This window comes from Pseudomonas sp. Z18(2022), from assembly GCF_036346535.1.
GTDB lineage: Bacteria > Pseudomonadota > Gammaproteobacteria > Pseudomonadales > Pseudomonadaceae > Aquipseudomonas > Aquipseudomonas yamanorum_A.
The window spans coordinates 120644-133503 of sequence record NZ_JAOTOA010000013.1; the positions used below are offsets into that span (position 1 = coordinate 120644).

Here is a 12860-nt window from a genome sequence, read left to right on the forward strand (position 1 = left end):
CAGCTCCCACATTTGCTTTGTGTATGCTGGGTTGTCGCATTCCAGATTGATGGCGTTCTTTGCTATGAAGCCCACCTTAACCGCCAAACTTCTGCAAACCCTTGCCCCCTGGCGCAACGCCCCGGCCTGGCATATCGCGTTCTCCGGCGGTCTCGACTCCACCGTCCTGCTGCACCTTCTGGCCACTCTGGCCAAAACTGACAACCTTCCGCAACTCAGTGCGCTGCATGTTCATCATGGGCTGCAAGCTGCGGCTGACGCGTGGCCGGCTCATTGCCAGGCCGTGTGTGACGCCCTGGGCGTGCCCCTGCGGGTGATCCGTGTGCAGGTGCAACAAGGCGCAAGCCTGGAGCGTGCCGCCCGTGAGGCGCGGTATCAGGCGTTTGCCCAGGTCACCGGGGCAGGGGAGTTGCTGATCACCGGCCAGCACCGCGACGATCAGGCCGAAACCTTGCTGTTTCGCTTGTTACGTGGGGCTGGTGTACGTGGGCTGGCGGCAATGCCCGCGCAACGTCCGTTGGCGGGCGGATATCTGGTTCGACCCTTGCTGACGGTATCCCGCGCCGATCTGGAAGCCTACGCCCGCGAGCAGGACTTAACCTGGATCGAAGACCCGTCCAACGCCGATCCGCGTTTCTCGCGCAATTACCTGCGCCACCATGTTTTCCCGCAGCTTGCCGAGCGTTGGCCTCAGGCCGTCAGCACCATGGCCCGCAGCGCCGAACACTTGAGCGAAGCCCAGGGCCTGCTCGACGAACTGGCACAAATGGACCTGCTTGCCGCGAGCCGACTCTCGGCGTTTCCCTGGCTGGCGTTGCCCTCGCTGACCCTTGAGCCGCTTGCCGCGCTCTCCGAGGCCCGCCAGCGCAACGCACTCATGCACTGGCTGACACCGTTGACACGCTTGCCCGACAGCGAACACTGGGCGGGTTGGTCGACCTTGCGCGACGCCAGGGAAGACGCACAGCCCCTGTGGCGCCTGGCCGACGGTGAATTGCACCGCTGTGCCGGGCAGATCTGGTGGTTACCCGCCAGTTGGTCGGAATTTTCTGACGCGGCGGTGAACTGGTCGCACCCGCAAAACCCACTACAGTTACCCGGTAACGGCCAACTGCATTTCAGTGGCAGCGCACCTGAGGGCCCCTTGAGCATCCGTTATCGCCAGGGCGGCGAAATCATGGAATTGCCAGGCCGGGGCCGGCGTGACCTGAAGCGTTTGCTTAACGAAAGTGCGATACCAGGCTTCATCCGTGGCAGATTGCCGCTGCTGTATCGGGGCCAACAATTGCTGGCTGTGGCCAACCTGCCGGGGCTTGCGACAGGTGGCGGTACCGGCTGGCAATTACATTGGATGCCACCAACCTGCGATCAAGGTTTGAGCTGATAGAGCCTTTCCGGTAGACTACGCTCCCTTCTTGATACAACTTCTGTGGATTCGCCTGAATCGCAGGAGTTGCCGATTACCAAGCAGTCTTTGCTGGGCGATTCCAAAAAATGTGTAGCGATCAACGTACCGGTGTTTCATTGCTGGTCTGTCACAACGCGGCGGTTTTTTTGAAAGGTGCACTGTGATTAATGCAGGTGATCGGGGGCTTCGGCCTTCCTTCGCTTTCCCCGGCGGCTCGGACCGCTTTAACGCAGACTTCTAGGGTTTTTCATGACGCGCTACATATTCGTCACGGGCGGTGTTGTTTCTTCATTGGGGAAAGGCATTGCCTCCGCTTCATTGGCGGCCATCCTGGAGGCGCGGGGACTTAAGGTCACCATGCTCAAGCTGGACCCGTACATCAACGTTGACCCGGGCACCATGAGCCCGTTCCAGCACGGTGAAGTGTTCGTCACCCACGACGGCGCCGAGACCGACCTGGACCTGGGCCACTACGAGCGGTTCATCCGCACGACCATGACCCAGAACAACAACTTCACCACCGGCCGTGTCTACGAGCACGTGCTGCGCAAGGAGCGCCGTGGTGACTACCTGGGTGCAACCATCCAGGTGATCCCGCACATCACCGACGAAATCAAGCGCCGCATCATCAAGGGTGCAGGCGATGCCGACGTGGCAATGGTCGAGATCGGTGGCACCGTGGGTGACATCGAATCCCAGCCGTTCCTCGAAGCCATCCGCCAGTTGCGTTTCGAAGTCGGCGCCAAGCGCGCGATGCTGATGCACCTGACACTGGTGCCGTACATCGCCACCGCCGGCGAAACCAAAACCAAGCCTACCCAGCACTCGGTCAAGGAACTGCGTTCCATCGGCCTGCAGCCGGACGTGCTGGTATGCCGCTCCGACCACGCGATCGACATCGCGTCCCGTCGCAAGATCGCCCAGTTCACCAACGTTGAAGAACGTGCGGTGATCGCCCTGGAAGACGCCGACACCATCTACAAGATCCCGGGCATCCTGCATTCCCAGGGCCTGGATGATTTTGTTGTCGAGCGTTTCGGCCTGCAGTGTGGCGGCGCCGATCTGTCCGAGTGGGAAGCCGTGGTCGACGCCAAGCTCAACCCTGAGCATGAAGTCACCATCGCCATGGTCGGCAAGTATATGGAACTGCTGGACGCCTACAAGTCGCTGATCGAAGCGATGAGCCACGCGGGCATCAGCAACCGTACCAAGGTCAACCTGCGCTACATCGACTCCGAAGACATCGAGAACCAGGGCACTGCGCTGCTGGAAGGCGTTGACGCCATCCTGGTTCCGGGCGGCTTCGGCCTGCGTGGCGTGGAAGGCAAGATCACTGCCGTCCAGTACGCTCGTGAGAACAAGGTGCCGTACCTGGGCATCTGCCTGGGCATGCAAGTGGCGGTCATCGAGTTCGCCCGTAACGTGATGGGCTGGAAAGACGCCAACTCCACCGAGTTCGATCGCACCAGCGGTCACCCGGTCGTGGGCCTGATCACCGAGTGGGAAGATGCCACCGGCGCGGTCGAAACCCGTACCGAAACCTCCGACCTGGGCGGCACCATGCGCCTCGGCGCGCAGGATTGCCTGCTGGAGCCGGGCTCGCTGGTTCACGATTGCTACGGCAAGGACGTGATCGTCGAGCGTCACCGTCACCGCTATGAAGTGAACAACAACCTGCTGCCGAAAATCATGGAAGCCGGCCTGAAAATCTCCGGTCGTTCCGGTGATGGCGCGCTGGTTGAAGTGGTTGAAGCACCGGATCATCCATGGTTCGTGGCTTGCCAGTTCCACCCGGAGTTCACCTCGACCCCGCGCGACGGTCACCCGTTGTTCAGCGGCTTCGTCAAAGCAGCACTGACGCAACATCAGAAGAAGGCGTAAACCTGATGGCCCAGAAGATCATTCGCGTAGGCGACATCGAGATTGCCAACGACAAGCCCATGGTGCTGTTCGGCGGCATGAACGTGCTGGAAAGCCGCGACATGGCGATGCAGGTCTGCGAAGAGTACGTGAAGGTGACCGAGAAACTCGGTATCCCTTACGTGTTCAAGGCCAGCTTCGACAAGGCCAACCGTTCGTCCGTGACCTCCTACCGCGGCCCGGGCCTTGAAGAAGGCATGCGGATCTTCCAGGACATCAAGCAAGCCTTCGGCGTGCCGATCATCACCGACGTCCACGAGCCGGAACAGGCTGCCGTGGTCGCCGAGGTGTGCGACATCATCCAGCTGCCGGCCTTCCTGTCGCGCCAGACCGACCTCGTGGTCGCCATGGCCAAGACCGGCGCTGTGATCAATATCAAGAAGGCCCAGTTCCTCGCGCCCCAGGAAATGAAACACATCCTGAACAAGTGCGTGGAAGCGGGTAACGACCAGTTGATCCTCTGCGAGCGTGGTTCGAGCTTCGGCTACAACAACCTCGTGGTGGACATGCTCGGTTTCGGCATCATGAAACAGTTCGAATACCCGGTGTTCTTCGACGTGACCCACGCGCTGCAAATGCCCGGTGGTCGTGCCGATTCCGCTGGCGGGCGCCGTGCCCAGGTACTGGACCTGGCCAAGGCCGGCATCAGCCAGTCCCTGGCGGGCCTGTTCCTGGAAGCCCACCCGGATCCGGACAACGCCAAGTGCGACGGCCCATGCGCCCTGCGCCTGGACAAGCTTGAGCCATTCCTGGCCCAGTTGAAGCAGTTGGACGACCTGGTCAAGAGTTTTCCAGTCGTCGAAACCGCGTAATATCGGCGAACCTAATTCTGTAGGAGCCGGCTTGCCGGCGATGGCATCCTCAAAAACGCCATCGCCGGCAAGCCGGCTCCTGCAAAGCAGCAATGTGCGCGACAAGTTAAATCGAGCGGTATAGAGCGTTTTCGTCAACTTTGGAGTGTTTACAACAATGGCAAAAATCGTCGACATCAAAGGTCGTGAAGTTCTCGACTCCCGTGGCAACCCTACCGTCGAAGCCGACGTGCTTCTCGATAACGGCATCATCGGCAGCGCCTGCGCGCCGTCCGGTGCTTCCACAGGTTCCCGCGAAGCGCTGGAACTGCGTGATGGCGACAAGAGCCGTTACCTGGGCAAGGGTGTACTCAAGGCAGTCGCCAACATCAATGGCCCGATCCGTGACCTGCTGCTGGGCAAGGACCCGCTTGACCAGAAAGCCCTCGATCACGCGATGATCAAGCTCGACGGTACCGAAAACAAAGGCAGCCTGGGCGCCAACGCCATCCTCGCCGTGTCCCTGGCTGCTGCCAAGGCCGCTGCACAGGACCAGGACCTGCCGCTGTACGCCCACATCGCCAACCTGAACGGCACTCCGGGTGTCTACTCGATGCCGGTGCCGATGATGAACATCATCAACGGTGGCGAGCACGCCGATAACAACGTCGACATCCAGGAATTCATGGTGCAGCCGGTTGGCGCCAAGACCTTCTCCGAAGGCCTGCGCATGGGCACCGAGATTTTCCACCACCTCAAGGCTGTGCTTAAGGCCCGTGGCCTGAGCACTGCGGTGGGTGACGAAGGTGGTTTCGCACCGAACCTGGCGTCCAACGAAGATGCACTGAAAGTGATCTCCGAAGCCGTGGCCAACGCTGGCTACAAGCTGGGCACCGACGTGACCCTGGCCCTGGACTGCGCGGCCAGCGAATTCTACGAAGACGGCAAGTACAACCTGTCCGGTGAAGGCCACGTGTTCACCTCCGAAGGTTTTGCCGACTACCTGAAGGGCCTGACTGAACGCTACCCGATCATCTCCGTTGAAGATGGCCTGGACGAGTCCGACTGGGCTGGCTGGAAAATCCTCACCGACAAGATCGGCGAGAAAATCCAACTGGTGGGCGACGACCTGTTCGTGACCAACACCAAGATCCTGAAAGAAGGCATCGACAAAAAGATCGCCAACTCGATCCTGATCAAGTTCAACCAGATCGGCACCCTGACCGAAACCCTGGAAGCTATCCAGATGGCCAAGGCAGCGGGCTACACCGCCGTGATCTCCCACCGCTCCGGCGAAACCGAAGATTCGACCATTGCCGACCTGGCCGTGGGCACCTCGGCCGGGCAGATCAAGACCGGTTCCCTGTGCCGTTCCGATCGCGTTTCCAAGTACAACCAATTGCTGCGTATCGAAGAGCAACTGGGCAGCAAAGCCAAATACAACGGTCGCAGCGAGTTTCGCGGCTGATTGTTAAATGGTAAAAGGTCAGCGGATTACGTCGGAAAAATCACAATAGCGTGAATTTCGACGCTAATCTCATGACTAACAAGCACAAGCCTGGTTTTTCCAGGCTTCGTGCTATCAGTTGCTGCAAAAGTTTTGCATGGCTGTCTTTTTTCACTGGATACCCGATATTCGATGCGCAGTCCCAATTGGTTGTTCCTCGTCTTGCTCTTGCTGCTGGCTGGCCTGCAGTACCGCCTTTGGGTGGGGAATGGCAGCTTGGCGCAGGTCACCGAACTGACCCAGCAAATTGCCGCACAGCACGCCGAAAACGAGGTGCTGCTGGAGCGCAATCGCGTGCTCGATGCCGAAGTACTTGAACTGAAGAAGGGCATGGAGACCGTTGAAGAACGGGCTCGTCATGAGTTGGGCATGGTCAAGGAGGGCGAGACCCTCTACCAGTTGGCCCAATGAGTATTTCGTCACCGGCCTTCTGGGCCGTGATTCCTGCCGCGGGCGTGGGTGCCCGTATGGCCGCGGACCGTCCCAAGCAGTACCTGCAACTGGGCGGCCGGACTATTCTTGAACACAGCCTTGGCTGTTTCCTCGACCACCCTGACCTCAAGGGGCTGGTGGTCAGTGTGGCTGTCGACGACCCTTACTGGCCAACCCTGGCCTGCGCCACCGACCCGCGCATCGTGCGTGTGGACGGCGGTGAAGAGCGCTCGGATTCTGTACTTAACGCCTTGCTGTACCTGCATGGCCAGGGCGCCGGCGATGATGACTGGGTGCTGGTGCACGATGCGGCCCGGCCCAACCTCAACCGCGACGACCTCGACAAACTGCTGTTTGAGCTCGCCAACGATCCCGTCGGCGGTCTGCTGGCGGTGCCGGCGCGGGATACCCTCAAGCGCGCCGACAAGCATGGCCGGGTGCTGGAAACCGTTGATCGCAGCGAAATCTGGCAGGCCTATACACCGCAGATGTTTCGCCTGGGCGCCCTGCATCGGGCCCTGGCCGACAGCCTGGTGTCGGACGTGGTCATCACCGACGAAGCCTCCGCCATGGAATGGGCCGGGCACGCGCCGCGCCTGATCGAAGGCCGTTCCGACAATATCAAGGTCACTCGCCCCGAGGACCTTGAATGGCTGCGCCAGCGCCGAGCCAGCCAGCCCAGATGATTCAGCCGGATACCTGCTCCACACCGGGCCGGGCTTTCAGTGCATCAACCAAGGCCTGCACACTGCGGAAATGTTTCTGATCGATCGACCAGCCCGGCACGCTGATTGAAAAGAGCGCGCCGGTTTGATTGATCGTGATGGTCTGGATGTTGCCCCGCCGGGACCGGTAGAGAATCTGCGCCGACGTTGTGGGCGTGGCCGCCGAGAGCAGGAACTGCGCTGGTTTTGTCAGTTGTGTCTCAGGTGTCTTCAGCACCAGGCTGTGTGACGGCCCCGGCGTTTCTTGGGCTGGCCTGCGCAATGACGCGGTATCAACCCGCAATACAAAATTCGCCTTGACCGTCGCCTCGCCCCGGCCGATTCCCATGCTGGAGGTCTGCCCCGGATCAGCCATAATCCCCTGCTGTAGCCCGGGTCTGACATCCTCTATCCGCAGACCGATGCTGCCCGTCAACTCTGCCAGCCCCGGGACTCCCCGATAATTGTTGGTATGGCTGTCACCCACGAATGCGATCCACTTTCCCGGATGGCGCTTGGTGGTCTGGATCCATTGAATCACTTCGGTTGCGTAGAAATTCATCATTCGCTGACGAAGTGTGCCGGCGGTATCTGGCATGTCCCGGATCATGTAACTGACGGTGCAATCGATGGGTTGTACCTTGATGCCGGCCTCCCTGGCTTTGATTACGATATTTTGAAACGTGTAATAGCTATCGCGCAAAGGTGGGTAGATGCCCTTCAGGTAATTTTTCAGCTCATCGGGCATGCGCGCCGACCTGGAGCGGTAGAACAGCTTGAGCAACGGCGTATGAATGTCCGTCAGCAAATGCTCGAAATAGATCCGCTTTACCCCGACTCGCGCCAGCTCCTGCATGTTATCGATCAGAAACGCCTTGCTCGACACTGCGCCGTGGGTTTCGCCCACCACCAGGCCATCGCTGGCACCGAACAGTTTGTGGATGATGCTGGTCTGGGATTCGTCGAGGCTGAACGTCGGCAGTACCGGCCGGAGAGGGGAGAGCGTTCGGTTATTAAAAAACTCGGTGGAGTCCTGGGCCAATTTACCTCTCTTTTCAAAGAACAGGCTGCGGGTATCCCGTAGCGCTTGTTGCTGGCTTCCAAGGGGTTCGAAGTCTGCGGAGAACGAATTGTTGTCGCTCATCATGTTCGCCACGGCATCGCGCAACGGTGCCGGCATTTCATAGGCGTTGAAAAAGGTGGAATGGTCGGGGCCGCCAAAAAACCGGTAGATGCGTTGCCAGCCATTGCGAAACGCACCGCCTCCGCTCAATCCGGCGCGCCGCCATCGCCGGTCGGCACTTTGGATGGCGTAGAGCCCGGTCGCCTGGATTTTTCCGGGGAGCACCGGATCGGTCATGAACAGTTCGAAAAAACCGCCCTCATTGGGAGTGCTGTAGGTCAAGAACGGGTCGCCATTGATCTTTACCCTCTGCAGGCCTGTGGGCGCCGGCGGGGGCAGTTTGGCCGGTGCCCATCCCTCATCTGTTGCAGGCGTTGAGCCGGTGGTGGTGATACTGACTTTGATGTTGCCGTTGCTCTCTCTGGACGCCTTGCCCAGTTGCCTGCGCAGGCTGTTGAGGCTGGCTGCCTGGGTCGTGAGGCCATGAATCGTCACCGGCATCGCATTCAGGGCGCCGAAGATGATGCGTTCCGTGCCTTTTGGTTTGTCTCTGAGCACGTCGTCGGCGCCAATCGCCATCTCGGTGAGGCCTTGGGTCAGAAAGCAGAATTCCGCCAACAGTGCCGAGCGCATTGCCAGCGCCAGGGGGAGTGCCAGCAGGCAGCCTTTTTCCAGGCTGTCGAGGGTGTTGGCCTTGCGGGTGTCGAGGGGGGACACGATGGTGTTCGCCATCAGCTTGCTGATGCGTGCTTTCACCTGGCGAGTCACGTAGTCGAACGGGTCGCCGCTGAGTGGCGGGTACGTGGGGTTGTTGATGTATTGCGCGGGATCCCAATAGGCGTCCGGCAGCAGTTTGTTGAACAGCCCGGACGCCGGGGCCGGGCCGGGAAAAGCGCTCATGCCGATCAACGCTTCCTCGACACCGCTGTAGATCAGGCCGGAGTCGACGGTGTCGGGGTCGAAATGGTTGGTCAGGGCTTTGCGCTGAGTGGCGTTTTTGGCCACGCTCACCACCTTTGCGCGCATGGAGGCCGGATTGGTATAGCCGTGGAAGGGCGACGAGTTGCCCGGAATGTAGAGCAGGGTGATTTGGCTCTGGTTGTCGGTGATGGTGAGGATGTCGGTGGCTTCGCTGTTGTGAATACGCAGCAGCCGCAGAGAGATGCCGGCGTCCGGGACGTAGGGCGCCTGCATGTCCTCGAGGGTCAGGTTGCTGAAGTCTTTCTCGACCGCTACGCCGGCCGCCCGTGCTGCCAGTTGGCGCTCTTCAACGGTAAGGCTGAACTCTTCGAACTGAATCAGGTAGGCCTCGATAAAGGCGATGCGCATCAGGGTTTTATAGTTTTCCTGATGCTTGTCCCAGAAAGCCAGGATGGCATTGTTGTAAGCCTCTTCAAAATTGCTCGATTGCACGGCGACGCGAAAGGTTTGAGGCGAGATGTCCAGCTGTGTATCCGGGCCATACACCTGCGGCAGGCTGCGCAGGTAAATGGCTTCATAACGTTGCGGGGGGATCCAGCCGCTGGTGATGAACTCGTCGTTGAATACCGCCGGGATCCGGTTATCCATCAGGCGCGGCAACTCGGGAACGATGTTGAAATACGGCGCGGTCATGGAGTACTCGGTGATGTTGACCAGCCCGCCGGGGGCCACTGGCGCATTGGTGATCAGCGCCTCGGTCAACGTCATTGACTGCACAATCGCGCCGGTGAATGGCGCGTCGGGGTTGTCGGTGTTGTATTCGATTGTGGTCAGCAGGGTGTTGTCCGGGTCCAGTTCTTCGCTGCAGAACGGCTGGGCCCGTTCGCGAATCAGGTTGGCGGCAATTTCGCCGGGAACCGGGAAGTCGGCCAGTACTTTGTGAATAAAGTGGTTGGTGCGTTGGATCTGCGGGGTGTTAGTGCTCATCTGCTTGCCTTGTGGCAGTGGAAACTGCGGGTATTTGCAGGCAAGCGGGTACTGGTCGGGTGTTACTTATCTGGGGGTGTACACCGGGTTTTTAGCAAGCCCGTCCTTAAGGAAATCCACTAGCTTTCGCACTTTTGGCGACAGATGACGCTGTTGCGGATACAGCGCCCACACGGCGGTATTCGGCGGCTGGTGAGCCTCAAGCAACGACACCAGGGCGCCGCTGTTCAGATGCTCCAGCACGTAGTAGTCGGGCAACTGACACAACCCCACACCTTGTAACGCGGCATCGAGCACCGCTTGCCCACTGTTGCAGCGCCAATTGCCCTGTACGCGTTGGGAAAATTCCCGCCCGTCCTGTTCCAGTTGCCAGATGTCGGAGCTGCCGATCAGGCAGTTATGCCGGCTCAATTCCGACAGGCTGTGTGGGCGACCATACCGTTCAAGGTAGGAGGGCGATGCGCACAGGTACATGCGCCGTGGCGCCAGGCGGCTGGCCACCATGCGTGAGTCGGAAAGCCGCCCCAGGCGGATGGCCAGGTCCAGGCCTTCATGCACCAGGTCCAGCTGGCGGTTACTCAGCTCCACGTCCACCCGCAGTTGCGGATACAGCCCCATGAAGCGCGTCACCAGCGGCACGATAAACCGTTCGCCATACGCCACTGCGCAGGTCATGCGCAGCATGCCTTTGGGCTCGCTGGCGAGGTCGCCCACGGCGCGCAGGGCCTCCTCGCGGCCATCCTGCAGGCGCTGGCAGTGCTGCAAAAACGTCTGGCCGGCCTCCGTCAGCGTCACCCGACGGGTACTGCGATACAGCAGTCGCGTTTGCAGTCGCTCTTCCAGCCGTGCCACCTGGCGGCTGATATGGGAGGACGAAACCCCGAGACGCTCCGCCGCCGCCGTGAATTGGCAGCATTCAGCCACGGCGACGAATTCGTCGATGCCTTCCCAGCGGTTTTCCAGCATGAGGATTATCCCTGTACAGCAATAATGTTTTGCTTTGGTCTGGATTATTAATCAACCAGCCATGTTTTACACTGTCGGTCTTACGTTTTTAATCCATGGAGAAACCGGATGATCAAGTCCCGCGCGGCCGTAGCCTTCGAAGCCAAGAAGCCCCTTGAGATCGTTGAAGTGGATGTGGCCATGCCCAAGGCTGGCGAAGTGTTGCTGCGGGTGGTGGCCTCCGGTGTCTGCCATACCGACGCCTACACCCTGTCGGGCGCCGACCCGGAAGGCATCTTCCCGTCGATCCTCGGCCATGAAGGTGGTGCGGTGGTGGAAGCCATCGGTGAAGGCGTGACCTCGGTGGCGGTGGGCGACCATGTGATCCCGCTGTACACCCCGGAATGCGGCAAATGCAAATTCTGCCTGTCGGGCAAGACCAACCTCTGCCAGGCGATTCGCGCCACCCAGGGCAAAGGCCTGATGCCCGACGGTACTTCGCGCTTTTCCTACAAGGGCCAGCCGATTTTCCACTACATGGGCACCTCGACCTTCTCCGAATACACCGTGCTGCCGGAAATCTCCGTAGCCAAGATCCCCAAAGAAGCGCCGCTGGAAAAAGTCTGCCTGCTGGGCTGTGGCGTCACCACCGGCATCGGTGCGGTGATCAACACCGCCAAGGTCAAGCCGGGCGACACCGTGGCCATCTTCGGCCTGGGCGGTATCGGCTTGTCGGCCGTGATCGGCGCGGTAAAAGCCAAGGCTGGTCGCATCATCGCCATCGACATCAACCCGGCCAAGTTTGAAATCGCCAAGCAACTGGGCGCCACCGACTGCATCAACCCGAAAGACTACGACCGCCCGATCCAGGACGTGATCGTTGATCTGACCGATGGCGGCGTCGACTTTTCCTTCGAATGCATCGGCAACGTCCAACTGATGCGTGCGGCCCTGGAGTGCTGCCACAAGGGTTGGGGCGAGTCGGTGATCATCGGCGTGGCCGGTGCCGGCCAGGAAATCGCTACCCGTCCGTTCCAGCTGGTGACCGGTCGAGTCTGGCGCGGTTCGGCGTTTGGTGGTGTGCGCGGTCGCAGCGAATTGCCAAGCTACGTGGAAATGGCCCAGACCGGCGAAATCCCGCTGGATACCTTCATCACCCACACCATGGGCCTGGAAGATATCAACAAGGCGTTTGACCTGATGCATGAAGGCAAGAGCATCCGTACCGTCATTCACTTCTGAGGTCGGCCATGAGTCTGGAAAACCTGTCATGCCAGAAAAGCTTCGGCGGCTGGCACAAACGCTACAAGCACCATTCTGATGTGCTGGGCTGCGACATGACCTTCGCCGTGTACCTGCCGCCGCAAGCGGAGCAGGGCGGCAAGTTGCCGGTGCTGTACTGGCTGTCGGGGCTGACCTGCACCGATGAGAACTTCATGCAGAAGGCTGGCGCCCAGCGCATGGCGGCCGAACTGGGGTTGATCATCGTGGCGCCGGACACCAGCCCGCGCGGGCCCGGGGTGCCGGGTGACCCGGACAACGCCTGGGACTTCGGCCTCGGCGCCGGCTTTTACCTGAATGCCACCCAGGAACCCTGGGCCCAGCACTATCGGATGCATGACTACGTGGTGCAGGAATTGCCGGCATTGGTCGAAGCGCATTTCCCGGCTTCGGCCAAGCGCGGGATCAGTGGCCACTCTATGGGCGGTCACGGCGCGCTGGTGTGTGCCTTGCGCAACCCGGGGCGTTATCAGTCGGTGTCGGCCTTCTCGCCGATCAACAACCCGATGGATTGCCCGTGGGGCCAGAAGGCGTTCTCCCGCTACCTCGGCGAAGAGCGCTCGAAGTGGCGCGAATGGGATACCTGCGTGTTGATCAGCGAAGCCTCGGAAAAGCTGCCGCTGCTGGTGGACCAGGGCGATCGCGACGATTTCCTCGCGGTGCAGCTCAAGCCGCAAGCCTTGCAGCAAGCGGCCAAGGCGGCCAAGCACCCGCTGGAGCTGCGCCTGCAACCGGGCTATGACCACAGCTACTTCTTTATCGCCAGCTTTATCGAAGACCATTTACGCCATCACGCACGCGCTTTGCTCGGTTAATGTGAGGCAAAAGTAGGTAGAATCAC

At 60.3% G+C, this 12860-nt stretch carries 10 protein-coding genes; 8 read left to right on the plus strand and 2 right to left on the minus strand.

Annotated elements, in window-relative coordinates; translation table 11 throughout:
- The first annotated feature begins 64 nt into the window (after positions 1 to 64).
- The 6 genes from tilS to ispD all read left to right on the plus strand — a co-directional run bounded on the left by tilS (position 65) and on the right by ispD (position 6744).
- Positions 65 to 1384 (plus strand): tRNA lysidine(34) synthetase TilS, encoded by a 1320-nt coding sequence (gene tilS / locus V3W39_RS23055; RefSeq protein ID WP_330213382.1) that lies wholly within the window; start codon positions 65 to 67, stop codon positions 1382 to 1384.
- 273 nt (positions 1385 to 1657) lie between these two features.
- The gene (locus tag V3W39_RS23060) at positions 1658 to 3289 is read left to right on the plus strand and encodes a CTP synthase (protein ID WP_076015820.1); all 1632 of its coding nucleotides are present in this window, start codon (positions 1658 to 1660) and stop codon (positions 3287 to 3289) included.
- Between the two features lie 5 nt (positions 3290 to 3294).
- Positions 3295 to 4140, plus strand: coding sequence for a 3-deoxy-8-phosphooctulonate synthase (gene kdsA / locus V3W39_RS23065; protein ID WP_177042037.1), 846 nt, complete (start codon positions 3295 to 3297; stop codon positions 4138 to 4140).
- Between the two features lie 157 nt (positions 4141 to 4297).
- Entirely contained in the window at positions 4298 to 5587 is a 1290-nt protein-coding gene (gene eno, locus V3W39_RS23070; protein ID WP_076015818.1) for a phosphopyruvate hydratase, read from the plus strand.
- Positions 5588 to 5758: 171 nt separating this feature from the next.
- Positions 5759 to 6037, plus strand: coding sequence for a cell division protein FtsB (gene ftsB / locus V3W39_RS23075; protein WP_003219292.1), 279 nt, complete (start codon positions 5759 to 5761; stop codon positions 6035 to 6037).
- The gene (gene ispD / locus V3W39_RS23080) at positions 6034 to 6744 is read left to right on the plus strand and encodes a 2-C-methyl-D-erythritol 4-phosphate cytidylyltransferase (RefSeq protein WP_330213383.1); all 711 of its coding nucleotides are present in this window, start codon (positions 6034 to 6036) and stop codon (positions 6742 to 6744) included. The genes ftsB and ispD overlap by 4 nt, the downstream gene beginning before the upstream one ends.
- Before the next feature lies 1 nt (position 6745).
- On the opposite strand, the gene V3W39_RS23085 is transcribed toward ispD, so the two are convergent.
- Both V3W39_RS23085 and V3W39_RS23090 read right to left on the minus strand, forming a co-directional pair.
- On the minus strand, positions 6746 to 9793 hold the full coding sequence (locus tag V3W39_RS23085; RefSeq protein ID WP_330213384.1) for a membrane-targeted effector domain-containing toxin: 3048 nt from the start codon (positions 9791 to 9793) through the stop codon (positions 6746 to 6748).
- A gap of 66 nt (positions 9794 to 9859) precedes the next feature.
- Positions 9860 to 10759, minus strand: coding sequence for a LysR substrate-binding domain-containing protein (locus V3W39_RS23090; protein ID WP_177042045.1), 900 nt, complete (start codon positions 10757 to 10759; stop codon positions 9860 to 9862).
- A gap of 108 nt (positions 10760 to 10867) precedes the next feature.
- Here V3W39_RS23090 and V3W39_RS23095 point away from each other — a divergent pair, with 108 nt between their 5' ends.
- Positions 10868 to 11980: an S-(hydroxymethyl)glutathione dehydrogenase/class III alcohol dehydrogenase gene (locus V3W39_RS23095; RefSeq protein WP_010176741.1), complete on the plus strand. Its 1113-nt coding sequence runs from the start codon at positions 10868 to 10870 to the stop codon at positions 11978 to 11980.
- A gap of 8 nt (positions 11981 to 11988) precedes the next feature.
- Positions 11989 to 12834, plus strand: coding sequence for an S-formylglutathione hydrolase (gene fghA / locus V3W39_RS23100; RefSeq protein WP_330213385.1), 846 nt, complete (start codon positions 11989 to 11991; stop codon positions 12832 to 12834).
- Positions 12835 to 12860: the final 26 nt, after the last annotated feature.